General features: G+C 67.6%; 22 protein-coding genes and 1 pseudogene. 10 read left to right on the top strand and 13 right to left on the bottom strand.

Annotated elements, in window-relative coordinates:
• Positions 1–251: 251 nt before the first annotated feature.
• Positions 252–476, bottom strand: a complete 225-nt coding sequence (locus ABZS42_RS26775; RefSeq protein WP_355149800.1) for a winged helix-turn-helix domain-containing protein — start codon at positions 474–476, stop codon at positions 252–254.
• Positions 477–979: 503 nt separating this feature from the next.
• Here ABZS42_RS26775 and ABZS42_RS26780 point away from each other — a divergent pair.
• A complete protein-coding gene (locus ABZS42_RS26780) occupies positions 980–1198 on the top strand; it encodes a flavin reductase (protein WP_355149802.1) in 219 nt (72 codons plus the stop codon).
• Complete coding sequence (locus ABZS42_RS26785; RefSeq protein ID WP_355149804.1) at positions 1195–1368, top strand: hypothetical protein; 174 nt, start codon at positions 1195–1197, stop codon at positions 1366–1368. The genes ABZS42_RS26780 and ABZS42_RS26785 overlap by 4 nt, the downstream gene beginning before the upstream one ends.
• A 115-nt stretch (positions 1369–1483) precedes the next feature.
• On the opposite strand, the gene ABZS42_RS26790 is transcribed toward ABZS42_RS26785, so the two are convergent.
• The 3 genes from ABZS42_RS26790 to ABZS42_RS26800 form a co-directional block, all read right to left on the bottom strand.
• A complete protein-coding gene (locus ABZS42_RS26790; protein WP_355149806.1) occupies positions 1484–1771 on the bottom strand; it encodes a hypothetical protein in 288 nt (95 codons plus the stop codon).
• Between the two features lie 514 nt (positions 1772–2285).
• Entirely contained in the window at positions 2286–3332 is a 1047-nt protein-coding gene (locus ABZS42_RS26795; RefSeq protein WP_355149808.1) for a hypothetical protein, read from the bottom strand.
• Positions 3333–3891: 559 nt separating this feature from the next.
• Positions 3892–4056 (bottom strand): hypothetical protein, encoded by a 165-nt coding sequence (locus tag ABZS42_RS26800; protein ID WP_355149881.1) that lies wholly within the window; start codon positions 4054–4056, stop codon positions 3892–3894.
• Positions 4057–4104: 48 nt separating this feature from the next.
• Here ABZS42_RS26800 and ABZS42_RS26805 point away from each other — a divergent pair.
• Positions 4105–4400 (top strand): annotated as a pseudogene (locus ABZS42_RS26805) (hypothetical protein); the annotation flags it as partial.
• Here ABZS42_RS26805 and ABZS42_RS26810 read toward each other — a convergent pair.
• From ABZS42_RS26810 to ABZS42_RS26835, 6 genes are all read right to left on the bottom strand, one after another.
• Positions 4384–5670: a hypothetical protein gene (locus tag ABZS42_RS26810; protein ID WP_355149810.1), complete on the bottom strand. Its 1287-nt coding sequence runs from the start codon at positions 5668–5670 to the stop codon at positions 4384–4386. The pseudogene ABZS42_RS26805 and the gene ABZS42_RS26810 sit on opposite strands and share 17 nt — an antisense overlap.
• 297 nt (positions 5671–5967) lie before the next feature.
• Positions 5968–7455 (bottom strand): alkaline phosphatase family protein, encoded by a 1488-nt coding sequence (locus ABZS42_RS26815; RefSeq protein ID WP_355149812.1) that lies wholly within the window; start codon positions 7453–7455, stop codon positions 5968–5970.
• Between the two features lie 470 nt (positions 7456–7925).
• The gene (locus tag ABZS42_RS26820; protein WP_355149814.1) at positions 7926–8288 is read right to left on the bottom strand and encodes a hypothetical protein; all 363 of its coding nucleotides are present in this window, start codon (positions 8286–8288) and stop codon (positions 7926–7928) included.
• Positions 8289–8389: 101 nt separating this feature from the next.
• Positions 8390–8725: a hypothetical protein gene (locus ABZS42_RS26825; RefSeq protein ID WP_355149816.1), complete on the bottom strand. Its 336-nt coding sequence runs from the start codon at positions 8723–8725 to the stop codon at positions 8390–8392.
• 315 nt (positions 8726–9040) lie between these two features.
• Complete coding sequence (locus ABZS42_RS26830) at positions 9041–9553, bottom strand: NUDIX domain-containing protein (RefSeq protein ID WP_355149818.1); 513 nt, start codon at positions 9551–9553, stop codon at positions 9041–9043.
• 165 nt (positions 9554–9718) lie between these two features.
• Positions 9719–10762, bottom strand: coding sequence for an ROK family protein (locus tag ABZS42_RS26835; protein WP_355149820.1), 1044 nt, complete (start codon positions 10760–10762; stop codon positions 9719–9721).
• A gap of 409 nt (positions 10763–11171) precedes the next feature.
• On the opposite strand from ABZS42_RS26835, the gene ABZS42_RS26840 reads away from it, so the two are divergent.
• Both ABZS42_RS26840 and ABZS42_RS26845 read left to right on the top strand, forming a co-directional pair.
• Complete coding sequence (locus tag ABZS42_RS26840) at positions 11172–12476, top strand: hypothetical protein (RefSeq protein ID WP_355149822.1); 1305 nt, start codon at positions 11172–11174, stop codon at positions 12474–12476.
• A gap of 154 nt (positions 12477–12630) precedes the next feature.
• Complete coding sequence (locus tag ABZS42_RS26845) at positions 12631–14514, top strand: Ig-like domain repeat protein (RefSeq protein ID WP_355149824.1); 1884 nt, start codon at positions 12631–12633, stop codon at positions 14512–14514.
• Positions 14515–14661: 147 nt separating this feature from the next.
• Here ABZS42_RS26845 and ABZS42_RS26850 read toward each other — a convergent pair whose 3' ends face one another.
• Entirely contained in the window at positions 14662–16449 is a 1788-nt protein-coding gene (locus ABZS42_RS26850) for a glycoside hydrolase family 15 protein (protein ID WP_355149826.1), read from the bottom strand.
• Positions 16450–16745: 296 nt separating this feature from the next.
• Here ABZS42_RS26850 and ABZS42_RS26855 point away from each other — a divergent pair, with 296 nt between their 5' ends.
• Positions 16746–17315: an SUKH-4 family immunity protein gene (locus tag ABZS42_RS26855; protein ID WP_355149828.1), complete on the top strand. Its 570-nt coding sequence runs from the start codon at positions 16746–16748 to the stop codon at positions 17313–17315.
• Between the two features lie 22 nt (positions 17316–17337).
• Here the strand turns inward: ABZS42_RS26855 and ABZS42_RS26860 are convergent, their stop codons facing one another.
• A complete protein-coding gene (locus tag ABZS42_RS26860; protein WP_355149829.1) occupies positions 17338–18204 on the bottom strand; it encodes a hypothetical protein in 867 nt (288 codons plus the stop codon).
• Positions 18205–18608: 404 nt separating this feature from the next.
• On the opposite strand from ABZS42_RS26860, the gene ABZS42_RS26865 reads away from it, so the two are divergent.
• On the top strand, positions 18609–19139 hold the full coding sequence (locus tag ABZS42_RS26865; RefSeq protein WP_355149831.1) for a SigE family RNA polymerase sigma factor: 531 nt from the start codon (positions 18609–18611) through the stop codon (positions 19137–19139).
• Positions 19136–20551 carry a hypothetical protein gene (locus ABZS42_RS26870; RefSeq protein ID WP_355149833.1) on the top strand — a complete coding sequence of 472 codons (1416 nt, stop codon included), beginning with the start codon at positions 19136–19138 and terminating at the stop codon, positions 20549–20551. The genes ABZS42_RS26865 and ABZS42_RS26870 overlap by 4 nt, the downstream gene beginning before the upstream one ends.
• 226 nt (positions 20552–20777) lie before the next feature.
• Here ABZS42_RS26870 and ABZS42_RS26875 read toward each other — a convergent pair whose 3' ends face one another.
• Complete coding sequence (locus tag ABZS42_RS26875; protein ID WP_355149835.1) at positions 20778–23462, bottom strand: fibronectin type III domain-containing protein; 2685 nt, start codon at positions 23460–23462, stop codon at positions 20778–20780.
• Between the two features lie 318 nt (positions 23463–23780).
• Here ABZS42_RS26875 and ABZS42_RS26880 point away from each other — a divergent pair, with 318 nt between their 5' ends.
• Both ABZS42_RS26880 and ABZS42_RS26885 read left to right on the top strand, forming a co-directional pair.
• The gene (locus tag ABZS42_RS26880) at positions 23781–23987 is read left to right on the top strand and encodes a hypothetical protein (protein ID WP_355149837.1); all 207 of its coding nucleotides are present in this window, start codon (positions 23781–23783) and stop codon (positions 23985–23987) included.
• Between the two features lie 112 nt (positions 23988–24099).
• Entirely contained in the window at positions 24100–26700 is a 2601-nt protein-coding gene (locus tag ABZS42_RS26885) for a M14 family zinc carboxypeptidase (RefSeq protein ID WP_355149839.1), read from the top strand.
• Positions 26701–26779 lie beyond the last annotated feature (79 nt).

Below are 26779 nucleotides of genomic sequence, written 5' to 3' on the forward strand. Positions count from 1 at the left end.
ACTGCGAACGCGTCCTGCAACCGCGAGTGCTCACCCGCCAGCAGCTACCGGATCCGAGTCTGCCGCAACCGACCCGGCAACTCTCATTAGCAACCTGCTCGCACGAGGACGCCCGCTGGCGGACGAGTGCGGACGATCGTCCGAGGTCGCAACGAGGACGGACGATGCGGGACGACGCGCACAGAGCTTGCAAGCGAGGGGTCACGAGCCGAGCGAGCGCGGCCGGAGTCGACCAGTTCGGCACTCCCGGTCTACCGGGGGAGGGGGTTCGCGATGTACACGCCCTTGCCTTGCCGGCCGTCAATCAGCCCCTCGGCTTTGAGGATGAGCATCGCGGCGCGGATGACGGTGTTGCTCACGTCGTAGTGGTCGCAGAGGGCGGCGAAGGACGGCAGCTTGTCGCCCGGCTTCAACTGGCCGGAGCTGATCTGCTCGCGGATATCTCGGGCGACCTGTAGGTAGGCGGCTTCAGACATAGGTGGTGCTCCCAGCTTGGCGGCTGGTGCTAGCAGAACACACCCGAGGCTCGACTTACAACGCTATGTGCGTCAGCTGTTGACCCTGCGCACATTGCGTCTTAAGTTGCTCGTGGGGCTACCCAGCTTGGCGGCAAGGGGGTCCTGCCGTGGGTGCTCGTCTCCCGAAGCGGGTGCCCACGGCTCCACCGGTCATTGGCGGGAGGCATGGTGACCAGGCCGAACAACGCAGGCGTTTGGACCGCAAATCCTGCTCTGGATCACGGGCGCGCTGGCGATCGTCGGCGGATCACCCGTGACGGCGGGGCCGATGGCGGTCGACCGCGTGTGCCGTATGACGGGTACCTCCTAGCCGTCGCGCTGACCCTCGCCCGTCGCCATCGACCCGTTTGGTCTTGGCGGCACTGGCGGCGTGTCTGCCGATGCGGCGCGACCCTGCCCTGCCGAAGCCGTCACCGCATCCCGATCAACCGCGGCCACTGGCCCAGCCAGGACGGCCCGCGATGACCACTCACCACCCGATCAAGCCAGCCTGGACGTGCGGCGGCTGCGCGGGGGAGTGGCCCTGCCAAACTCGGCGGCGGGAGCTGCGAGCCGAGTACGACCGCGCATCCGTATCGCTGGCCCTTTACCTGACCGCCCAGCTCGTCAACGCTGCCCAGGACCTGGCCCACGCGCCCGCCGGCCGCCTGCACCGACGCTTCCTCGGCTGGATTCGATGAGCATCCTGCGGCCCGGCGACGAGAAGTTCCACTACAGCGACGGCTCCCACCGGTGGATCCCGCCGAACCCGGACTACGACCAGGAGGTCTGGGACGAGCAGGTCCGCCAGCACAAGCACGGACACCTCAAGAACGAGCGCCCAAAGGTCCGCATCCAGCGCCTCGTCTGATGCCAGCAGTACAGCAGCGAAGTACAGCAGCCGAGCCAGCCGAACCGAGCCGAGAAGCACGCCAGCAGCCCGGATGACCTCGCATCAAGCCCGATCCAGGCGGCCTGCCGAGAGTTCACACCGAAGGGGTCGCGCGGCGTGCGGCTCGTCGAGCCTGCAGCTCTGTTAGCCATTGCCGTACCTGAAACTCATCATGTAAGAAGCCTGCGTCTGGTCCGGCCGGGAGATCGACGCCATAGAGCAGATTCAGCGCCCACCACTCCACGTCGCCCCAGCAAAGCTCGTCGTCGGTCACCCACCGGTGAGCCCACCGGTCAGCAGAGTTCCGGGTCTCGCGACCATCGACAACGGCAAGCAGCCATGCCTCTATCTCGTCGAGGTTCGGTTGCTGGCTGTTGTCCACGGTCGCAACCTTACGGTCCTGGGTGACTGGCTGAGTGACGATCAGGGTGGACGTGGGCGGACAACGATGGACGATGGGGATCGCCTCGGCGGGTCAAGGTCGCGCTCGTTCCGGGTCAGCAGCGTCGTGGTTGCCGAGGCTGCGTTCGGGGTCTTCGCCCAACTCGACGAGGTACCGGACGCAATAGCTCTGTTCGACCTCGCGACGTGGCCGCGTGGCCGGCCGCTGCCGCCGATTGGCACCCGACTTCGCGGAAGGGTGGTGGGCCACCGGCCCGGACATGACGACCATCCAGGGCAGCTACGACCAGCGCCGCTCTGATTCAAGGCTCAGGCATGCCCATGAGGGCCGGGGGATGAACCAGCGCCGGGGGACTGACTCGTAGTGAGCAAGTCAGCCAGTGTCGCAAGATCCGGCACCGGCGCGGAATGATCACGGGTGGCGCTGCCTAGGGGGTAGACGTTTCGCCTGCTGGAGCAGCCCGGCCACGGTCATGCTCTACCCTTTTTGCTGTCTAACCGTCCAGCCGGGACAACAAGTCTTTGCGCAATGGCCAGGACTTATCATTGATGCATTCTGCTAGGCAGGCCAACGCAAGTGCTAAAGGCCAGGAAACCGCGTCTCGATGCTTCCGGGGAAGAATTTCGAGTGGCCGACCGGGATCCCAGAACCGTACGGGGGCGAGGCTGACCGGAATGACATCATGGACGAAGGATCGTTCTACCCGGCGGAGCGTCTTTTCGCGCATTTGATCACTGGTGATGTTTAGGAGCGTTGCTGTGCAGAACTCGGGCATCGCCCCGCGGCTGATCCACCTGCCGTGGCCGACGACAGAGCTGCCCAGTACCTCGCTCGCCTTCAGGTGGCACTCTTCCCGCAGTTCGCGTTCGGCTCCGTTGATCACGATTTGCTGGATGGTCCAGTCGGCCATTCTGCGGGGCACGTCCTTAGGTTCGAGCGCGCCTGACCCGGAAGGGGCAAGCAAGCCAGGGCTGCCAATGTTTTCGGGAGTCTGCGCCACAAGAAGCAGCTGTCCGCTGGTGGTGAAGGCAAGCGTCGACACGCCGATCAGGTTTGCTAGACGACTTCGCCTAAATGAGATCAGTCGGCCTTCCACATCGAGGATGAGGTCTCGACCGCGAAGGACGGGACTCTCGCGACCTGCCTGCCAAATATCCAAGGGGGCGAGCAAATTGCTGCACAAAAAGTCGAAATAGCTGCTGGCCCTGAGCTTGACGACATCGTCGCCTAGAAGGTCAGACGCCAAACAGAGCGTACGGTCGTTGTAAATTCTTCCCGTCTTGGCGCGGTGGCCTAGGTAGTCGACGGACCAGGTCCTCAGGTCGCGGGGAAGCCTGTAGTCGGGAGTCTCGATAATGGCTCGGATGGGACGTCGGCGCAGTTCGGCGTTTTCGCGGGACAGTGCTATACCGACGTCTCGCGCGCTTCTTATGCTCGGCCCGAGGCTGATCGAATGGTCGACTACATCGCTGTAGGTGTCGCCCTCTCTTGGCTGGAAACGCAATTCCCTTGAACGACGGTGATTGGTCCGGATCTCCATGAGGGAGAGGGTAGCCCCTGCAAGGCCCGCAACCACACTGACTTGCCGAGGCAGGTTGACTTGTGCCGTTGCCAATCCAAACGAGGACAGAACCAGACCGACGGAGGTGAGTCGGTATCGCCACAGCCTGTAGCGCCATGCGGATGCTTTCGTCCTAACCGTTCTTTTGAACCCAAGCATTCGCGCCCTCCGGTGGTGCGATGCGCCTCGGAATTTGCATCCTAGCGGCGAAGGAGGCGCTTGGCGGGTGCTCGGGAGCGAGGGGAGGGCAGAGATCCAGGACAATCCCGAACACGACCGGCACCAGTTTGATCTCCCAGGCTTGTCCGTCGGGTATTTGACTGGCCGAACCCCGATCGTGCACATCGACCGCCAAGCGAGCAGTCAGCCCTGCGCACGAGCGGGTCGCGCGCGGGTCGGGAGGTTCCGCCGAGCGGCGGACAGGTGCCGGGGCCGACTCCGACATCGGAGATCGCGGGCGGACGCGAGGCTTCTCGCCAAATTCCTTCTGGCAACGTCAGGCAATGAGGCGGCTCAACGTCGGTGAGGACCCTTCGCCTCACCACCATCCGCGAGTCGCAGGACAGTCACGGCGGCCCAGCTCGAAGACCAGACGATGGGAACGCCAGCGAGGATGATTCCGGCGCAGCTCACACGCCAGCGTCTCCACCTCCGGCACCGTCTTCCGCGGTGAGGAACACGGACGGCTGGAATGATCTACCAGCCCTTACAAGCCCTCGCTCTGATAGCGGGCCAGCCAGCGATGCACCGGATCTACGCCGACCGCGGCTACATTTTCGACACCTACCGCCGCCAGCTACGCAGTCGGGGCATCACACCCGTCATCGCCCGACGCGGTGTCCCGCACGGTTCTAAGTTCGGCACCCGACGCTGGTCGTGGAACAGGCCATCGCCCTGCTGCACTGGTTCCTTGGCCTCCGGATCCGCCGGGACCTCCGCGATGACATCTGCCGTGAGCCCCCGATGCGATCCGGGCGGCCCGGCCGGGAGACCGGACCGCCCGGAGCCGCCGGAACGGCGCCGAGGAATATCAGCAGGTTTGAATGAAGCGTGACCGCACGCCCGCGTCCAGCGTCACCTCATCACCCGTAGCTACGGTGACCCAGTCGGTGTAGCCGTAGTTGGCACCACCGGTCTCGTTCCAGTAGTAGACCAGGTCCGAGTCGACCGAGTCGATGAAGTCGTGCGGGTGGTTGACCTGAAACTCCACGCGGTAGGTGCCCGAACGAACGTAGGCAGTGAAGGTGCCGTCGGGGTTGACGGTGGTCAGCCCGCCGGAGCCGGACTGGCCGGGGGCCGGCAGCACGCTGATGCGGTCGATCCCCTCGGGGCCGACCGGGGCGCCCACCTCGCACGCGTCCCATACCTGGTTGTTGTTGCCGTCCACCCAGACGGTGCCGCGGACGATGGCCCCCTGCTCGACCGTGATGGTGTGCCGGGCAGTGTTGTTCTCGGTGGTCGTTTCCAGCGGCGTCGTCGCCGCGGTCGCCTCCACTGTCACGACGTCGCCGACCGTGGTGGCGGTGAGGAGCCCGCCGTAGTACAGCTCCTCACTCGTCTGGCCCGGCTGCAGCGGGCCGTGGATGCAGCGCCAGCCAGTCCGGCCGTCGGCCAGGCCGTCGCCGAACGCGCAGTCCCACCCCTCACTCGACGTCTCCGAGCCCTGCAACCCGGTGGGCACCGGGATGGTGACGGTCACCTCAGCCGAGGGAGAGTTCCCGGTGTTCCGGACCGACGAGGAAAGATTCACATACTCGTTCGGAAGTAGTTGCTGGTTGGTCGCGGCGGGCACGAACTCCAGATCCACTGTGCTGGGCACGTAACCCACGTGCGCCTGGCCGGTGTTGTTGGTGATCGACGATTCCGTGCCGGTCGACGCCGTGGCGGTGACGGTCAGCGTGTCGCCGGCGGTACCGGCCGGGATCCCGAACGGGATGCTCAGCAGGTCGGCGATTTCCCCGACGCCCAGCGGAGCGTGGGTGCAGGTTGCGGCGCCCTCCAGGTCGCAGTGCCAGCTCGGCGGAATCACCAACCCGTCAGTGGAGAACCAGGCTCCGGCTGGAAGCGTGAACGCCACGGTCACGTCCTGGCTCGACTTCGTGCCGGAGTTGCGCACATCGAGGCTCAGGACCGACCAACCACCGCTGGCGGGCACCTCGACGGGAGCGACGGAGGCGGCGACCACCAGGTCTGCCCGGGAGGGGGCGGCGCCGGCCGGGGCGGCGGGGAGCAGGCTGGCACCGAGCCCGGCAAGTGCGCCGACCACGAGACTGCGGGGGATGAGGCGCCGCCGGATGGGGCGGAGATGAACAGACATCAGGTCCTAACGTCGAAGGGATCGACCGGGCGAGCCGCCCGGTCCTCGGGATGGTCAATATCCCTGCGTCAGAGCGTCACAATCATGGCGAGCGTTACATCGGTGCCACCCCCAATTGCTGGACGCAGGACGACGGCAACCCCGGTCTCGGAGTTGGAGGGTGGCGCGGAGCCACCGCACAGGTCGGGCCGGGCAAGCTGAGGTCTCGATGATTGGTGTACCGGCCGCCCGTACAGAGGGTGAGGGCCCGGCCGGGAAGTGTTTCCCGGCCGGGCCCTCGATGAGCCTCGGTAGGTGTCAGCCGACGTGAGGCCGGTGGCCCTTCTCCTGCCGGGGCATCTGCTGCTTCGCCGGTGGCCCCTCCGGCATCGGCAGGTTCTTGATTGCGTACTGGGTGAAGTTGTAGTCGCCCACGGTGTCCGGCATTGTCGGGGCCTCGGCCCGCCCGTTGTTGAACCGGAACGCCGAGGTCAGGTCACCGCAGGTCTCCCGGCGCCACGCGCTGATGTTGGTCTCCTTGACCCCGGTGATGTGCTCCAGGAACTGCAACTGCGAGGTGTGGTCGGAGACCTCGGAGCAGACGTAACCGCCCGCGGTCCACGGCGACACGATGATGCACGGTACGCGGAAACCGAGGCCGCTGGGCCATCCCCGGCCCTGCTCACCGACGGTGGAGGTCTTGAAGACGAACTCGCCCGGGGTGCCGGCCGGCGGGGTCGGCGGAACGACGTGGTCGAAGAGGCCGTCGTTCTCGTCGTAGGACAGGATGAAGACGGTCTTGGCCCACACCTCGGGGTTCGACGCGATGGCGTCGATCTTGCCTGCGATGAACTGCGCACCGGCCGCGGCCGAGCCCGGGGTGGAGGGGTGCTCGTCGTAACCGGACGGCGGCAGGATCCAGCTGACCGTCGGCAACGAGTCGTTCATGCAGTCGTACTCGAACTGACCCAGGGGTTGGGTCGCCACGCCGCTCTCGTAGAAGCCGTCGCCGGGCTGGGCCTGGGCGAAGTCGGTGAACTTGCTGATCGCGGACGATCCGGTGAGGCCGCCGGGCTGGCGGTAGACCTTCCAGCTCACGCCGGCTTCGCTGAGCCGCTTCGGGTAGGTCTTCCAGGAGAACTGGTTGGCCGGACCACTGGTGGTCAGTGAGGGCCCGCCGGCCAGACCGTCGACATCGATCGTGCCCGACATCCACATGTGTCGGTTCGGGCCGGTCGGGCCGATCACCGAGCAGTGGTAGTGGTCCAGGATGGTGAAGGACTCAGCCAGTGCGTAGTGGAACGGGATGTCCTCACGGGTCAGGTAGCCCATGGTGAACGGCGCGTTCTGGCCGTCGTGGGGAATGTGCGCCGGGATCCAGTTGTCCATCTTGCCGCCGTTCCACGCCTCGTGCTGGCCCTGCCAGCCGTGGTCGGTGGAGGGCAGCGCGTGGCCGGCGAGCTTCTTGGTGTCAAGGTGGAACGGCAGCACGTAGCCGTCCGGGTGACCGTTCCAGGGCTGGTGGAAGACGGAGCGGCCGTTGCCCAGGATCAGCGCATTCGGGTCGTCGAAGCCGCAGACACCCGACATCGTGCCGAAGTAGTGGTCGAAGCTGCGGTTCTCCTGCATCAACATCACGACGTGCTTGATGTCGCTGAGGCGACCGGGGGTCCTCGGCGGCGAGGCAAGCGCCTTCTGCACGTTCGGTGGCAGCGCCAACGAGGCGGCGCCGAGGGCGGCTGCGGCCCCGCTTCCGAGAAGTCGTCGACGGGTGAAGCGGGATGAGTTCTGGTCTTTCCCTGGCATGGGTGGGGGTCCTCTGCTCTCCGGGCCGACTGCGAACTCGTTGATCATTTCGGAGCAACGTGAACGGGACCCTAACCCCAGCGGACGATCGATCGGGAGCACGAGCCACATCGACATCCGTACAAGCGATCGAACGTCAGAGATCGACCGGGCCTGGGCCGGCTCGATTGAGAGCCGGCGGGGTGTGGACCACATCAGCGGCAGGAAGGCGGCTCGGCATCTCCGACGTCGAGTCCAGCGATCCGGCAGGACGGCCGCGTTGACGTGCTCGACGAGCGCCGGCAACACCGGGTGCCGATACGTCGACCGCCGTGGAGATGCGCCGCCAGGCGTCAAGGTTCGCTTGACGTGGCGGGCCGGGCAGCGGCCCGCTCCCCAGAGGGCGGGTCGATGGCATACGGGATGGCGCTCGGCACCAGAGGGTGCTGACTCTCCCCTCTGTGGCAACCACCGGTAAGGATGAGTGGTCTTCAGGATGGGGCGGGGGTTTGCCGGCGCATCGGGGAGCGCAGGATCGGCAACCACACCAGCGCGAGCGCGGCGCAGGCATCCCAGGTGGCAGCGCGCGGACCGGCGTAGTCACCGACGAATGCTGCTGTCGCCGCGCCGAGTGTGAGCGCGCCGCTGAATATCACGCGCAGGGTGCCGTTGACGCGTCCCAGGAGCCGTGACGGCGTGATGTGCTGGGGGAATGACATCAGGACCACGTTGTCGAAGCCGACCGTGAAGATCACGAGTGCCCATTCGAACGCGGCGACCGGCCCGGGAACGGACTGACCGACGAGCGGTAGCACGAGCGAGACCGGGGCGACGACATCGTTGGCCCGCCGCACCGGCGACCGTGGTGGCAAGCAGCGCGGCAGGAGTAGACCACCTACGCCACCCCAGAGTTCACACGAAGAGGCCGTTGGTTCGATCCGATACGGAGGGTGCGTCAGGAATGACGGAACCAGGCTCGGGCGGAGGCGGGAACCAGCACGAGCAGCGCCACCATTGCGCCGTACGCCATCGGCAGAAATCCGAAATCGCTGGACCCCAGCGAATTCAGCCCCGACAGCAGAAGCAGCACGCCGAGCACCACGGCCACGATCCGGGACCCACGCCAGCCGCGCCAGAGCCCGTACCCGGTTGACGCGCAGACACCCACGCCGACCAGGGTGAGCAGTAGCGCCGGCACCAGATTCCGGGCCTCGGACTCGGTCAGCACGAGGACGAGCAACCCGAGCGGCACCAGCGCGCCAGCGGCAACGAGCAGTGCGGCGAGCAGCACCGGCGCCGGTGGTCGGGACGAGACCCGATCGCTCCCGTCCGGTGAGCTGCCATTAGCAGCGCGACTGCGATCAGCATCAATGCCCATACCGGACAAGCTATCTGACATACGCGCGAGCGACAGGCCCCCACGGCGGGCGGTTGGAGTCGGTGTCTGTGCTGTCGACAGCAACGGTGACCGTAACCGGCGCGGACAGAGCTGCCCAAAGAGGACCGCCGCCGGACGGTGGCCCGAGGCGGGGCGCCGACGGACCCCGCGCCGGACAGAGCGCCCAGAACCTACATGCGAGGGGTGGCGGTCGCGGGGCCGGCCTGGCTAGTCCCACCACCTGCTTGACGGATCTGTCGCAGCACATGCACGACAGTCGGCCTTGGTTTCCCGGTCATCCTGGTTGCGGTCGGCGACATCCAGGTGCCTGCGGGCGCACTCGAACTCAGGCAGGTGACGAACCATCGCCGCCAAGACGCCGTGTACGAGGGGAAGTCCGGCCAGCTCGCTGATCCCGACCCATGCGATGTCGTCATGCTCTTCAGGCGCACGGTTGGTGGGAGAGCCGACCCAGTCTCCGATCTGCCAGACACCCACGTGAACGGCGTCCGCACCACTGCCGTCATGCATGACGCCCAACCGCGAAGCGGACTCCGCCACAATCTGAACACCGAGCTCCTCGTGCATCTCACGCGCGAGCGCCTGTAGTTCCGACTCACCCGCCTCGACCTGCCCGCCGGGCAGGTCCCAGACATCTGGGTATGCCCGCTTGGTCGGCCTGCGGTGTACCAGCAGGACCGAGCCGTTTTCAACGAGCGCACCTGTGACGACGACATGCATGACGGAATTAGAGCAAGGGGATGGGACAAATTCGTGCCAGCCGAAGGGGACGTCCAGACGTCCGGACCTGTCGCGATCCGATCGCGGGCGGTGCGGGCTGTCCGTCGGGCTGCGGGTCGACTGATGCCCGTCAGCTGCCGGGGGTAGCGGTACGGCGCCGGGTGTTCAGCTGCGGCCCGCACCGCTCTGGCGGCGTACCCCTGAGGTGCTGCCGGTGTCGACGAGGAGGTCTTCCGTACGTACCAGGGCCGCTGCTCCTTTCAGGTGCGCCGATACGCCGAGGGATCCGGAGGAGATCCGCACCGACGCTGCCAATTGTGGCGGGGTGTACTGGTCGACTGCCTCGCGGATGCCGTCCGCGATGACGTGGGAGGCGGCCCCGAGGGTGGAGTCCACGACGATGGCCTGGGGGTCGAGAAACACCACGAAATCGGCGACGCGGCGGCCGAGGGAGCGGCCGAATCCGCGGAGCGCGCGAATGATTTCGAGCTCTCCCGCGGCGGCCGCGGCGTCGAGGTCGCTCACGCTGAAGGTCCTGCCGTGGGCGGTGGCAAGTTCGCTGAGCAACGCCGGGATGCTCGTGGTCTGCCAGAAGCAGCCGCGCGCGCCGCACTCGCAGAGCTGCCCGCCGTCGTCGACGTGGAGGTGTCCGATTTCGCCGGCCAGTCGTGAGCCGCCACGGTGGAGTTTGCCGCCGATGACCAGACCGGCGCCCGTCCCGTGGGTGAGCGAGACGTGCAGGACGGTGTCGGCCGTGGCCGAGTCCCCGTAGACGGCCTCCCCGAGCGCTGCCAGGTTGGCGTCGTTCTCACAGAAGACGGGGCGATTGAGATGCTCGCCCACGACGTCTGCGGCTGGTCGCCCGGCCCAGTCCCGGAACCGTCGCAGGTGTGACCCGCCGAGCGAATCCAAGCCGGGGGTCCGGGCGAACATGGACGGCCCCGGCAGCCCGAGGACGGCGAGTTCGATGTGTCGACCCGGATTCCCGGCTTGGGCGATCGCCCGATCGAGCAACTCCAGAGCCGCGGCGGGTGGAGTCGGGTCCGCCGTGCCGTGCACCGCTGCCAGAACCTCACCGTCGGGTCGTACCACGCCGGCGAGGAACCCGTGGGCCGCGGCCACGACCACGGCGAGCAGGCCGGGCGATGCCGCGAGCGACCAGGCGCGGGCGGGCCTCCCCCTCGCCGAGCGTTGTGCGGAATGTTCCACGACGACGTCCGCGCTCTGCAGGCGGTTCAGCGCGTGCACGACACTGCTGCGAGCAGCGGAAAGCTCGGCGCAGACCTCGGCGACAGTACGTCGCCGACCATCGGACAGAGCCCGGAGGACAGCTTGCTCAGTGCCGGTGAAACCGTTGTCGAGGCCAGCGCCGGCAGTCGTGGACATAGCCGTTACTTATAGCTGCTTTGTCATAACCGCGCTACCCGTGGCTCGGTGTCAGTACCGATCGTTCGACTTCAGCCTGGTGCATTGCCGTACGGATATACGTCAGGTTGGTCATAAAGGTGGCACGCTATCGGCTTGTTTTCGTCTATTGCTTGTTTCGTGGGCGTTGCGTAGCGTCCGGTGCCAGGGTGCCCTCTGCGGAAGCGGTGCGCACCGATCGGAGGGAGAACGAGTGTCGAAGCGAACGTCCCTGGCTGCGGCGGCCGTCCTTATCGGCGCGGTCCTGATCGCCCCGGGCACTGCCACCGCAGGGCCGCCCGACCGTGGTGGCGACGGAATCCAGAACATCATCCCGATCACGCAGATCCTCGCCTTCGGCCAGAAGGTCACGGCCGTAGTGGTCGAGTACTCGTCGGAGGTGAACCCGAGAACCCTGAATCGCGACACCTACACCGTCTCGGACAGCCTCTACAACTTCCGCTTCGACCCGGTGGAGGACATCACCGACCCCACCAAGCGAGCGGATCGCACCATCACCGCCGTCTACACGAACGACACGGCGGACGTGAACGCCGATCGGCATTCCGACCCGGGCAAGTACGTCATCGTCGAGCTGGACTCAACAGACCCGGGCGGCAACACCGTCATGGCGACGGGCAACTACGTCAAGGTCAACCCTGATCTGCAGACGCAGGTCGTACAGAACGAAGACGTCTACGCCCAGCCCGGAAGGGCGGGCCAGGGCCGCGGACCCCGGCTGGCCACGGCGTCCGACGAGGCGTATCGGCCCACCAGGCCGGCGATCAACCTCCTGGCCGACGACTTCGGGTACGAAAGGTTCACGACGACCACGGGCACGATGATCCCCTACGCGTACCACCTGCCCGATGGCTACGACGCCGCCAAGAAGTACCCCGTCGTCGTGATCCTGCCGGGGCAGGGCATGGGATTCAACGGCTCCAACGAAGGGGTGCAGGTCGCGGCCGACATTCCCGCGACCGCGTGGCTGCAGGAGAAGTGGACGGGCACCAGTGAGGACGTCATCGTCCTGGCGCCCCAGAACCAGCGGGTCGGAAGCGCGACCGCTCAAGCGGACGTCATGGTCGAGCTCCTGAACACGTTCGCGGGGGAGTTCTCCGTGGACCAGGACCGTATCTACGCGTCCACCGTCTCGTACGGCTCGACGCTCGCCTGGGCCGCGCTCGCCACCTACCCCGGACTCTTCGACGGCGCCCTGATCACCGGAGGCTTCGCCGCCATCGCAGCCCAGGCGACCGCCGTCGCCGCCTCCGGCACGCCGGTCTGGATCACCCACGGCACTCATGACCACCTCCTGAGCGTGAGCACCACCGGCCAGGCTTCCTACAACCGCATCTGGAACGCCTACATGGAGCTCGGGAAGACCCCTGCCCAGGCAAACGAGCTGGTCAAGTACACCGAGTACGCGGACTCGGCCTTCTACGAGCCGGATCGCCATCTCGCCGCTGCCCCCACCTACGAGGACGAGACCATCCTGCAGTGGCTTCTTGCCCAGTAGAGCCTCCGTACCACTGATCTTCTGATCCACGCGGGCTCCGGCCGTGCCCGAGCAACGGTCGGAGCCGGCGTGCGTCATCACGTTCCCTGACGACTGTGGCAGGGCTCGTTTCCGAACAGGACCAAGAAGAAGGACTGCAGGGGAGAATGCTCAAATGAGGAAGGCGACCGGAAGGCGCAGGCTCAGGCTTGCGATCTCGATGCTCGCGCTCATGTCAGTCGGCACAGGCGCCATCGCCTCGGCGCCGGCCGCCGTCGCGAACGAGCCCACGATGGTGGAAGGCGCGACCGTCAGGGCGGACAGCGATTCACCGACCGGCTACACCGCAAAGTTCGTCTACCACAACCCGAATGCCACCCAGGTCCGCCTCGGCGGGGACCTGACTCTGCTCGACGTCAACACCGGCAACACGCGGTATCAGCCGGAGGAATGGCAGACGGGGCGGTACCACTCCGGAGGTACCGAGTTTCTCAGGGACATGACCAAGGACTCGAATGGGAACTGGTCGGTCTCGGTCCCGCTGCATGCCGGAAGTCTCAGCTACTGGTACCGGGTCTGGGACCCGACGCAGGGCTGGGTGAACAAGCGCATCTGGGATCCTGCCTCGACGAACCCGCGCCCCCCGGGCGAGTCCTCGTTCCGGGTCAGGAACAACGACGTTCTCGACGCCGTGTACGTGCCGTACGCCGAGAAGCAGAACGACCCGAAGTTGAAGGCTCGCGCGGAATACGAAGTGCCGATCGCGGACCCCTCGAAACGGGGCACCGTCCAGTACGTGCCGTACACCACTGTTCTGGGTGACAGCGGTCATTACCTCGGCGTCTACCTGCCGGCCGGCTACGACGCCAACCGCGCGGAACCCTACAAGGTCGTGTATCTGGCCCACGGCATCTTCGGTGACGAGACCGACTTCATGGTGCCGGCGAATGTGCCGACCATCCTGGACAACATGACGGCCAAGGGCGAGATCGAGCCCACGGTGGTCGTCACCATGGGGAATCACTTCACGGGAACCAGCCTCGGCTTCGACTCGTACAACCAAACCAACGCCGCGAACAACCTGGTCCAGGTCATCCTTCCCTTCATCGAGAAGAACTACAACGTCTCGACCGAGCGGACGGGACGTGCCTACGGCGGGTTCTCGTACGGCGGCCAGACGGGTGGCGTCGTCATCCGCAACTACCCGACCACGTTCGGGGCCTACGGCTTCTTCTCCGGCAATCCGTCCCTCACGTCGCAGGATTACGACAACATCGCCGACGCCATCGGTTCGGACGAGTTTGTCACCTTCCTGGGTAATGGCGTCTTCGAGGGAAGCCTCAGCGCCCAGAACGCCATCGCGGACAACTTCAGGTCTCGCGGGTTCCGCGCCGAAACGACTCAGGTTCCGGGCGCCCACGATGCGATGACGGCGGGCCAGTTGTTCACGATCTTCGCCCGGGACTACCTGTGGTCCGGCGTTGACTCCGTGTCGGTGACTCCCGCGACCGAGCACCTGACGCAGGGCTGGAACTGGGTCAGGCAGTTCAGTGCTCAGGTGACGACCAACGAAGGCGTGAACCCGGCGGTGACGTGGTCGGTCGAGGGAGCGAGATCGGCAGGCACCGTCATCTCCGCGGATGGTCTGCTTGCGGTGGCCGCCGATGAGACCGCGTCGTCGCTCACCGTCGTGGCGACGTCCGTGACAGACTCGACCAAGGCAAGCTCGGCCCGGGTCACCCTGGGCCCTCCGGGCAAGGCCGCCGTCGTGGTGAACGCGAAGGCCGCACCTGCGTCGATCGTCGCTGGCGGCACGTTCAGGTTGAACGTCGATGTGCGGGCGCAGGTCCAGCACCGGACGGCCCCGACGGTGACCGGTGAGATCGCCGTCAGCTTCGGCGGCACCACGCGGGTGGTTCCGCTGACCGGCGGCGCGGCCGTCGTCGCACTGCCGACCGCCGGACTGTCCGCAGGGGTGTACCCGGTCCACGTCGCCTACTCCGGTGACCCGACCTACGCGCCCGATTCGGCAGTGCATCAGCAGCTGCGGGTTCGCTAGCCAGTAGTCATGATGGGCCGACGACCTTACGTCGTCGGCCCATCATCAGCTTTTCGGCGGACGCCGGCGGGTTACCCCCCGGCTGGGCAGCCGGCAGCGGGCGGCATCACCTGACCGCGCCCGAACCCGTCCTCGTCGATCGGCTGATCAGAATTTGAGGTTCGGGTCGGTGAGCCGGGCGGCGGAGATGATCTGGCCTATGTGCGACAGGGCCTGGGGGGTGTTGCCCAGGTGTTCACCCGTCACCAGGTCGTACTGCTCGGCGAAGATGCCGAGGTCGTTGGCTTTGGCGTTGGTGCGCGCGAAGAGGTCCGTCGCTCGTTGGACCTCGCCGGCGAGCACCAGACAACTCACCAGCCAGAACGAGCACCACACGAAGCCGGCGGGTTCGGACGCCGTGCGCCGTACGACGCCGTCGGTGGCAAGTTCCCGCTCGATCGCCTCGATCGTGGCCCGCATCCGCGGGTCGGTGGCCGGCAGGAAGTTGACCAGCGGCATCAGCAGCACCGAGGCGTCCAACTCGTCCGACTCGAAGGCGCCCGTGAAGGCGCCGACCCGCTCGTTCCAGCCCTGCTCCAGCACTGCCCGGCGGATCTCGTCGCGGGCCGCAGCCCACCGCCGAGCGTCCGCTCGTTCCCCGAGCCACGGCGCGAGCCGCACCGCCCGGTCCAGCGCCACCCAGCACCCCACCTTCGACGACGTGTAGTGCCGCTCCTCGGCTCGGATCTCCCACATGCCCGCATCGGGCCGGAGCCAGATGTCCATCGTCTGATCAGCGAGGTCCACCAGCGTCTCCCGCAGTTCCTCGTCGAATTCCCCCAATCGGTCCCGGAGCACGTAGGCGGCTTCGAGCACCTCGCCGGGCACATCCATTTGCCGCTGCCGCCAGGCGTCGTTCCCGGCGCGTACCGGCCGGCTGTCCGCGTAACCGCGCAGATAGTCGAGCTCGTGTTCGGACAGGTCCCGTTCACCGCCGACGCCGTACATGATCGGCGCGGGCTCGGGTCCGATCCGCCCGGCCGAGCGGACCGCCCAGGCGAAGTGCCGGTCGGTGTCCTCGGTGCAGGCGGCGACCCACAGCGCGTGCAGGGTGTACGAGAAGTCGCGCAGCCAGGCGAACCGGTAGTCGTAGTTGCGGTCGCCGCCGAACTGCTCGGGCAGCGAGGTGGTCGCCGCGGCCACGACCGCACCGCTGGGCCGATAGGTCAAGCCCTGCAGGATCACCGAGCTGCGGCGGACGAGATCGGGATAGCCACCGTCGTAGTGATGGTCGTCCTGCAGAACCTGCCACGCTTGGACGGTTTCGGCGATCGCGGCGACCGGATCCAACTCCGCGGCCGGCGGGCCACCGAACGATGGGGCGTACGCCAGGTCGAACCCGACCACCTGGCCGGCAGAGACGTCGAAATCCGCCCGGACTCGTCCGCGTTCGCAGGTCAGCGGTACGCCGGCCCGTAGGGTCAGGCAGACCGGTCCGGCGGCCGCCACAACTCGCTGCGGCTGGTAGTGCAGGTGCGGTGTGAGCAAGCCGTATTCGGGTCGGGGCATGAAGTCGGTCGACATGCGTACCCGGCCGCTGAGCCCCTCGACGGTGCGTAGCAGCACCGCGGGTGACGCGGATCCCAGGTCGTGGCCGCGGGCACCGGGCTCGGAGGCGAGCGCCTCGGTGACCGCGACGCTGCCGCCGTCGGTGTGGTGCACGGTGCGCAGCACGAGGGTGTCGCCGACGTACGCCCGCTCGATGCGCCGGCCGTTCCGCTCGCCGGCCGGACGCAGGACCCAGTGCCCGGCGTCCGGGTCGAGGATCCGGCCGAAGACCGACGGGCTGTCGAATCGCGCCGGGCACCACCAGTCCACCGAGCCGTCCCGGCTGACGAGCGCCGCCGAGCGGCAATCGGACAGAAAGCCGTACTCGGCGACCGGTGTCCGTTCCACGCCGCTCCGCATACCCAGATCTCCGCCGGCCAGACCGCTCGCCCGTGGCCGCTCGGCGCGCCCCGCGTGGGACGGGTTTGCAGGCCAGGCCCCTCGGTGTGACAGCTCACGAACAGCTAGTCGCAGCCTAACGCCGGGGCGCGGCCGATTGGCGGCTTTCCGGCGGCGGCCCTGCGACGCCCCAGCACGCCTCCGGCCCGTCACCCTTTTTCGTTCATCTGGTGCAGCGCCCGCCACCCGGATGGTGGGTGTCAGCACCTCCCGATCCACACCGATCTGCACGAGGATGCGGTTCCATGAGCCCCTTGATCGACCGGACCGTCATGGAGTCCGTGTTTCCCGCCGATGAACTGGTCACCCTGGGCGACCGGGCGCTCGCCGCGATCGCGCACGAGCCGACCCGGACCTTTCTGTGCGAGGTCGGCCTGCCGGACCAGGGCTGGTTCCAGGCCGACCAGCGCCTCCTCGACGGCGACCTGCGCATCGGCGGTGCTGCCTGGCAGGCGGTCTCGCGGAAGTATCCGAGCTGTCCGTTCGACATGTCGACCTGGCTGACCCTGGGCGGGATCGCGCTGGACGACGTCGTCGTCGACACGACCACGGGAGTCGTCTACTCCATCCCGGAGGACGGCTCTCCACACCTGCTCAACACCAGCGTCGACGCGCTGGCGTATTTCCTGCACGCGCTGGAGCAGGAGCGGCCCGAGTACGACGTCGAGGCCAGCGCCGACGAAGGCGTCGACCCGGAGGGTGCCGAGCAGCGGCTGCTGTGCCGCATGCGGGAGGCGGACGCCGTCGCCCTGGAACATCCCGAGTCGACCTGGTTCCTGGTCCTGCGGTACGTGCGCAATCTCCTGCAGGATTAGCGCGGGCTTCCGTAGCCCCTGGTCACCGGCCGCAGGACCGGCACGCAGCGCGGGTGCGCAGGTGGTAATCGCTTGACGCCACGAGCAGGCCGAGCCCCAGGACGCTGTACGCCGACATCGCCACCCAGAGGAACGTGTCGGAGAATTCGCTGGCCGATCCCGACGTCAACTGCACCAGTCCCATGCCGAAGTAGGCGACGATGCCTGTCCCGAGCCCGAAGCCGGGCACCAGCAACAGCGGACGAGGGATCGTGCGGCCGGCGAGCAGCGGTACCCACTGCGGCCAGGTCTCGCCCCAGCGGTGTACCAGCGCCAGCGGCAACAGCACCCCGGCCAGCAGCAGGCCGATCTCCAACCCGATCAGGGAGGCGTCATGGGTGAGGCCGTCGAATCCCACCACGAACTGGGCCGCGAAGCGGGTGACGAGGCCGGCCACCGCGGCGTAAGCGGCCCAGCGCGCCCGCCGTGCGGGTGCTGACCGCTGGTGACCCGGTTGGCCCGTCCGGCAGCAGTCCGGACAGTCGCCGCGGGTTCGTCGCTGATATCGGGCGGTGGCCAGCCCGAGCAGGATCGCTCCGGTGATGCAACCGAGCCGGCTGGCGAACGCCACCGGGTCGAAGTACGGGCCGGCCGCGAACAGCAGGAGGCTCACCAACTCCGGCAGCAGGATCGCGGCTGCCGCGACCAGCGCCCCGGTGACCGTCCAGGCGAGCGCCGCGAGTACCGGCCGCCATGTCGCGGCCCGGTCCAGGGCGGCCGCCAGGACACCCGCGGCCACGCATAACGCCACCGACCGCCAGCCGGTGAAACCGAGCAGGTCCGACCCGAACTGCCCGAACTCGGGAGCCTCGCCGACGGTCCACGCCAGACGTACGCCCCCGTATGCCACGGCCCAGCCGAGCACTGCGTACGTCAGGCCGTGGCCGGCCCTGCGGGCGACCGATGCCGATGTCGTAATGCACCCGATCCTTCCGGCGCCCCGGCCCGCGCGGCCCCCGCCGACGGGGGAGAGCACTCCCTCGTCGGAGGGAGCAGCCGAAGCAACCGCACTGCGGACCGGCCGGCGGGAGAACTCCCACCGAGCTGGTCCGCCGGGTGTCCCGCCCGGCCCGGCCGGAGGTCCCGGAGACACTCGACCGCGACCAACGTTCTCGACTCAACCTCGGCTGTCGCCGGATGCGTCTGGCTCTGTATGCGTACGAAGACAAGCGGCGGACGCGACCTGCGTACGAAGACAAGCGGCGGACGCGACCTGCGTGCGGAGACACGCGGCGGACGCGGCCTGGAGGTGGCGTGACATCGCACCAGGATGACGATCAGTTCCGGCTGTTCGTACAGCGGCAATGGGGGCCGTTGCTCCGAACGGCCTACCTGTTGACCGGTGACCGGGGGACAGCCGAGGACCTCGTGCAGTCGGCGTTGGAGAAAACTCACCGGCGCTGGGGGCGGGTGCTGCGCAGAGACGCACCCGAGGTCTACGTACGCCGGGCGATGGTCAATACGGCGATCTCCTGGCGGCGCCGGCGGCGGCCGCTGGAGGTTCCGCTGCTGACCTCCGACAGCGCGTCGGCGCCGGACCCCTATGGACAGGTGGAGGAACGAGAACTGCTCCTCGCCGCGCTGCGGCGCTTGCCGCCGAGGACTCAGGCAATCCTGACGCTGCGCTATTTCGAGGACCTGAGCGAGGCGGATACCGCCAAGGTTCTCGGCTGTTCCGTCAGAGCGGTGAAGAGTCAGGCATCGCGCGGGTTGGCTCGGCTGCGAGCCGGGTTGGGAGCAACTGCCATTGCGTCCTCGCACCGGCTGAAGGAGGAACCGGCATGAACGAGAGCTTCGCGGAATCGGCGCTCAACTCCGCGCTGAGGCAGGCCGCGCACGGCATTGGTGTACCCGAGGACCCGTGGCCGTCGTTCGCGCGGCGCGAGCAGCGGCATCGACGCATCCGACTGATGTGGACGGCGGCGGTCGCCACGGTCGTGGCCATGGTCGTCGGCGTCCAGACCAATGTGGTGAGCCTGCCCGGTTGGGCACCCGGCATCGCCGTCGCGGCCGCCCCGGCGTCGCTGCTCGACGCGCCGCCGCGCGGTGCCCTGACCGGCGACAAGGCCTGGCTGGACACGCTGCGGGCGCGGCTGAGCACGGACTCGTCTCTGGGTGGCTGGCATCCGGACGGCATGTGGAAGGTCGGTGACCGCGACCGGATCCGCCTGCTCTACGGCAGCGACCAGCCGGGCCACCGGGTGGCGCTGGTGGCGGTGCCGCTGCGGATCGGCCTGCTCACGAAGAAGTCGCTGGTCTGGTTCGTGGGTCCGCCCGGGGCCGGCGTCGAACAGATGCGCTACGCCGGCCACAGCGAGGGCGAGGACAATTCCGTGATGACCCTGATGCGGACCGGAACCGGGTCGAATGGTCTGGCGATCGTCGTCGGGCCGACCGATTCCACCGTGACGATCAGCGGTGGCCCTCGATACACGCCAAGGGGAACCGTGGAGTATCAGAACCTCGCGAGGCCCGACGGCAGTGGAGTCGGGATCGCGGTCCTGCCTGCCGAGCCGCTGTGGAGCGAGCCCGTCGTCCGGGTCAGCCGCGGCGACCATGTGCTGTTCCAGAGCGGCCTGGGAGGCGGCCCGTACGCCGCCCCGATCGGGCGGCGCATAGAGGCTTTGCTCACTGAGATCAAGCGCGGCATCCGGGGCGCTCCGCTCGACGACACGAACCTACGGAACTTCGTGGAGACAGCACTTTCCGACAGTCGCCTGCCCGTTGCCGGGACGACGGTGCGGGTGCGCTGGTCGGCGAGCGTGAACGGCCAGGATGTCGCGCTGCTGACCGTGCAGCCGGCCGGCGGTGGGGTCATCGCGTACGCCATGCACGGCGACGACCCAAGCTGGTGGAGGGACCTGCGCTTGCTGCTGCCCGCCGAGGGCGCCGACCAGCGGCCGATCGGCTGGCGTCTCCGGGCCGACAACCCGAGGCGCACGCCGACAGACAAGGTGCGTGTCGTCGCCCCGCCGGACGCGGCCCGCGTCACGGTGGCGGTCGGCAGCGCATCTCCGATCACGGTCACCCTTGACGCGTCGAACGCCGGCACCGCCTCGGTGCCGCATGACCAGCCGGCCACCCTCACCGCCTACTCCTCGGACGGAGACGTTCTGGGAAGTACTCCAGTGCCCCTGGTCGAGACCGACATGTCAGGCCTGCCAGGAGAGAGCCAGGCCACCCGCGTGGTCCCCTGACCGGCCGCCTCACCGAGGGTGGAGGGTGTGGACGAGGGCCGCCGCGAGAAGGCGCGGACGGGTACCGGACAACGCGGACGGGGCCGCCGCGAAGGATCGCGACGGCCCCGTCCGGAGGCGCACCACCATGGTTCGGCGCCGGTCTCGGCGAGCCCCGGCTACCCGGAACGCGCCCCGCACCGATGCGTCGGCGTCCAGCCGTACCGCGCCCGAGAGCGGACCTGGGTCACTTCTTGCCCACGACCCGCAGGGTCGCGGAGGCGGTGCGGGTCGAGTAGACCTTGCCACCGATCGAGTTGGTGTAGACCGCGCGGTACTGGCTCCCGTCGACGGCCTTCGACGCGACGACCTTGAGGACGTCGGAGGTGGCGCCGGCGATCGGCGTCCACTTGTCGTTGCCCGGGGCGCCCTTGCGCATCTCCCAGCTCACCGTCGCGGTGGGCATGCCGTGTCCGCTGGCGTCGAGGGTCGCGGTCTCACCGGCGATCGCGATCCGCGCGACCGGGGACGCGTCGATGCTCGGGGCCTGCTCTCGACCGACGACGATCACCGGGGCCGGAGACTTGTCGGCGCTCGCGAGGTAGACGATGCCCCGCTCGGGGTCGACACCCACACCGCCGATCGAGGTGCCGAACTCCGGCTGGTCGAAGCGGGTCACCTTCCCGGCGAGCAGGTCGACGACCGAGAGGCCGTCGTTCTCGGCATCCCCCTCGACGGCCGCGTGGCCGACGTAGGCGACGCCGACCGTCATGTCGACGTCGAGGGAGGCGGCACCGGCGTCGAGGGCGTACTCGGCGAGTTGGCGCATGCCGTTACGCGTGTCGAACAGACGGAGGCCGGGCTTGCCGTCGACGGCGTTGTCGTAGGTCACGTACAGGGTGCCGGTGGCGTCGTCGAGGCGGATGGCCGACAGGCCGGCACGGACGTTCGCCTGGCCCACCGGCTTGAAGTCCCCGTCGAGCCAGACCACGGTGCCGTCCGCGAGGCCGAGGAAGACCTGCCCGGTGGCGCTGTCGTACTGCACCGAGACGACCTTCATCCCGGTCGGGATCGGCGGGATGTACGGGTCGCCGAAGTGGCCCGGGCTGACGATGAACGACGCGATCCGACCGTCCTGGTAGGCGACGAGAACGCCGTTGAACGCCGGATCGTAGGAGAGGTCCTTGATCGGCGCTCCGGCCTCGAACGAGCCGGTGACCTTGCCGGTCGTGGGGTCGACGGACTCGATCCGCCCCTTGCCGGTGCTCGCGCCGTCGGCGACGTACACCACGCCGGTGGTCGGGTTCGCGGTCGTCGGGCCGGGCTGCGCCACGGTCGGCGCGGTGAGGGTGCCGATGCGCTCGTGACCGAGCGCGACCTCCGCGGGCTGCTGGGCGGTGGCCTCGTCCGCCGTGCGCCTGTTGCTGACCTTGTCAGTGCTCTTCGGCTCGGGGATCGGCATTCCGGCCTCGGTCACGTACTTCTCACCGTCGTCGTACTTGGTGATGGTGAAGGAGTCGAGTGTGCCGCCGACGGGGACGTCGGTTGTCGACTTGTCGTCCCACTTCCCGGCGACGACCGACTCGTAGTGGATCTGGTCCTTCGACACGCTGATGCCCTGGAAGGTCGACGTGTGGGCGGCGTGGACGACCTGGGTCGCGCCGTTCTGGGTCCACGTGTTGTCGTCGTAGGGGGCAGGCTCGTAGTACTTCGGTCCGGACACCGACATGGCGTACACCGGGCCGGTCGTCATGCCGGGGGTGCCGGTCGCGTCCGCGTCCACGTAACCCCGGACGTAGTTGTGGTCGTGGCCCATGAGGACGAGGTCGATGTCGTCACGCTCGAAGACCGGGAGCCACGCGGCGCGCAGGTCGGCTTCGTCGCGGCCTTCTGAGCCCGAGAAGACCGGCTGGTGGAAGACCGCGACCGCCCACTTGTTGGGGTTGTTCCGGAGCACCGAGTCGAGCCACTCGCGCTGCATGTCGAGCCACAGCTCGATGGGGTTCGGGCACGCGACGTGGCACTCGGGGAGGTCCTTCGGCGTCATCAGTTCGAGGGCCTCGGACCGGGTCGCGTTCAGCGTGATGAAGCGGACGCCCTGGTAGTCCGTGTAGTACGCGGTCTCCACGAGCGCGATCTGAATCTGCTTCTGGTAGGCGAGCTTCTGCTTCTCGCCGTCCGTCATGCCCTTGGTCGACGTGGAGTCGGCGACCGGTCCGTCGCCGGGGAACTCGAAGTTCGACTTGAAGGTCTTGAGGACGTCGGCCTCTTTGTATTCGTGGTTCCCAGGGGCCGCGATCACGTTGCGGGTCTGGCTGTACCCGTCCATCGCGCCGAACCACTCGTTCCACAGGCCGTTGTCGCTGCCCACGTCCACGAGGTCGCCCGCGTTGACCGTGCCGACGGCGTCCGGGAAGCGCTGGAACGCCTGGTCGACGACCGGGCTCCACTTCTTGCCGATGTCGTTCTGCGCGTCGCCGAAGTAGATGAACGAGAAGGGATCGCCGGCCTTGCCCGCGGTGGTGAACGTGTAGCTGTCGCTGATCTTGGCAGCGTTGCCCACGTAGTACTCGTACCGCGTGCCGGGTTTGAGGTCGTCGACGGTCACCGAGTGCGTGCGGGTGGCAACGCCGCCGCTGATGAGCTCCTCGTTGACGCGGGCGTCGGCGACGCTCCACTTCTTCGTGCCCGCCTTGCGGAGGTGCACCTCACCGTCGGTGACCTTCGCGCCGGTCTGCCAGGTGAAGGATTGCGCGGTGTCGGCGTGCTCGGCGGGCGTGAGCACGATGTGCTGTGGAGTCGCGTCGGCGGCGTCGGTTGCCGCGGACGCGGGTCCGGCCGCCGCGAACGGGGTCAGGGCTACGACGACGGTCGCCGCGGCGGCGATCGCGGATCTCGGATGGAGACGCGACCTCGTGCGGGGGTTACCCATGTGACGGGTCCTTTCGATTTCCGGGGACGCGGCCGGAGCTTGCGGTGCTGTGGAGCCGATCGCATGCCCGGGTGATGCCAGGTCACCGGCTCGCGTCACCGTCCGACCGTGCGCCGGACAGGCCGCGCGCCGGGGAATGTTCGACGCCCGGCAGGAGAACGCGGGGGAAACTTCGAGTCACCCCGGCGCGCTTGAGATGCAGGTCACGGCATGGTTGTGACAGACGGTGCCCGGCCGGGCACGATTGTCGGACGGTGCCGTCGTCGACTAGCGGGCCGAAGGTGCGCGGGGGCGTCCGGAGTCCCTTCGCGTGCCGCGGTGAGCCGGGCCGAGGTGGACGGTGCCAAGCCGGCCATTGGCGCGCACCTGTGGTCACCGTCGGTGGACCGGACGGTTGTCCCGATATTTGGTATCGGCGTGGATCAAAAGTCTGAAGATCGGCCGACCGGCGGACGGATGGCCGTGCGAGCAATCGATCTCGGGAAGATCGTCTTCATTTTGATCTTACCGGGTGGTAATGGTTGACCGGCTCACGGCATCGCCACGAATCTATCGCCACCAGTTTTCCAGGCGAGGAGGCGAAATGAGGTTACGGCACGTAGCCTCCGTGGCGATCGTCACGGCCATGGTCGGACTCGTGGCTGTACCCGTACAAGCCCAGTTGGGCGAGCGGGTGGCAGCACAGGCCGGCGCCAAGGTCAAGGGTGTCCCGACGCCGAAGGACTTCTTCGGTTTCGAGATGGGAGATGAGGGGAAACTCGCCGACTTCAACAGCGTCAAACGCTATTTCAAGCTCATCGCGGATCGGTCGGACGAGGCCGAATACCAGGTTGTCGACCGGACGACACTCGGCAACGACTACCCGATCATGTTGATGAGCAACAAGCACAACCTCAAGAGAATCGACCAGATTCTCGACATCAACAAACGGCTCTCCGATCCGCGGGTGATGCGGGAGGAGGCGAAGCGTGCCGGAGTCGCGGTCGACGAGTACGCCAGGAAACTCGCCGCCAAGAGCGTGCCGGTCTACTACATCGAGGGGACGATCCACTCGACCGAGGTGGGATCCACGCAGTCTCTGGTGAACGTCGTGCACCGGATGGCGACGGAGAACTCCGACTTCACCCGGCAGATCCTCGACAACACGATCCTGCTCATCGTCCCGTCGCAGAACCCCGACGGGCAGCATCTGGTGATCGACCACTTCAACAAGACGGCGGGCACCAACTACGACCGGACCTACCCGGACCTGTACCACCACTACGCCGGGCATGACGACAACCGCGACTGGTTCATGATGACCCAGAAGGAGTCGCAGACCCGGGTCCGGCTCGAACAGAAGTACCGCCCGGTCGCCCAGCACTACATGCACCAGGCGGGAACGACGTCCCCGCGGATCTGGTCGCCGCCGTGGGACGAGCCGATGTCCGACACGTTGGACCCGATCGTGGTGTCCGCGTCCAACTCGCTCGGCATGCAGACCCAGCGTGACCTGGTCGCGGAGGGCAAGAAGGGCTCGAAGTGGAATGACGCGTACGGGATTCTGTGGAACGCCGACGTCATCGGCTACAGCCCGTTCCTCGGTACGTCGACCTGGTTGACCGAAATCGCGTCGGTCCGGGACCTCGCGTACACCTACACCTCCGACAAGATCCTCGAACCCGCCGACAACACGTTGCGGTCGGTGCTGCCGTACGACAGCAAGACCTGGACGCTCAAGCAGATCGTGGAGTACGGGGAAGCCGCCGCCTACTCGGGTATGAAGACGGTTTCCGGCGACCCCAGGTCGTGGCTGTACAACAACCTCTACGTGTCCAACCGGAACAGCGAGGACTGGAACGGCGGCCCGTACGCGTACGTGGTTCCGGCGAACCAGCGCGACCCGTACGCCCTGTACGACATGATGAAGCTCCTCGATTTCGGGCAGGCGGAGATCGAGAAGGCCACGCGGGCGTTCACCGTGGGGGACAAGGAGTACCCCGAGGGCTCGTACATCCTCAAGACCAAGCAGCCGATGGGCCGCTGGATCGATCAGCTACTGCGGATCGACGAGTACCCGGACAGCGCGCGTAAGTGCGCCCAATGCCCGCTGATCATGCCGTACAGCGAGACCACCGACAATCTCGCCCTGCTCCTGGGTGTCGACGTCGACGCCGTGGTGAAGCCCTTCGAGGCGGCCACGACCCGGGTCAAGGGCATCGAGCCGGTGCAGCAGCGGATGCCGGCCAACCCCGGCCAGCGGGGCGCCTACGTCCTCAGCCCCACCTCGTACGGCCTGGCTCAGGTCATCGCCGACCTGCAGAAGGCGGATGTGCCGACGTACCGTGCCAAGGCCGCTGTCACGGTCGAGGGCCGGAAGCTGCCCGCCGGTGCGCTGCTCGTGCCGTCGAAGGATCCGAAGGCACGGCAGGTGCTGACCCGCGCGAGCCAGGAGACGGGCCTGCCGGTGTACGCCGCCAACGCGGTGCCCAAGGTCGACGCGGTCAAGCTCAAGGACGACACGCGGGTGGGTCTCGTTCGCGGGGCGAACAACATGCCGGGCGGTTGGATGATGTGGATGTTCGACCAGATCGGCGTGAACTACCAGGTCGTCTCCGCGGACGACTACGCCGACCTGGGCGCCAAGTACGACACCATCGTGCTCGCTCCGGGGATCTCGGCGAACAGCATCACCCGTGGTCTCGACCCCGCGAAGAATCCCCCCGAGTTCGCCTGGGCTCGCGGGGTGCCGGACGGACTCGACAAGCTTCAGCAGTTCGTGAAGTCCGGCGGCAACCTGGTGGCGCTCGGCAGCGCGTCCACGACCGCGGCCACGTCGCTCGGTCTGCCGGTGCAGAACGTCACGCCCACCGACCGGGCCGCGTTCAACGCACCCGGGGCGCTGCTCAAGCAGAACTACGACACCGATGTTCCGGCGGCCTGGGGTATGCCCGAGTCCTGGCCGACCTGGTTCAACAACGACGCGGCGTTCAAGGTGACCGGTGACGCCGAGGTCGCCGCCTCGTATCCCGACGAGGACAACCTGCTGGTCAGTGGCTACGCCAACGGGACCAAGGCCATCGGCGGCGCCACCAACGTCGCCACGTTCGACGTCGGCAAGGGTGAGGCCACCATCGCCGGCGGCCACATCACCTTCCGGACCTGGCCGCGCGCCTCGTGGACGGTGGTCACGAACGCCGTGTACAACGGCGCCGGGCAGGACGTCGACGCGGACCAGTTGGGCAAGCTCTTCCGGTAGAGCAGGCCGCGAACGTCTCGTCACGATCACGTCGGCTGCGGTGCTCCTCGGGTGCCGCAGCCGACGCGATCGAGCGCCC

This window comes from Micromonospora sp. NPDC005367, assembly GCF_040606825.1.
Taxonomy (GTDB): Bacteria; Actinomycetota; Actinomycetes; order Mycobacteriales; family Micromonosporaceae; genus Micromonospora.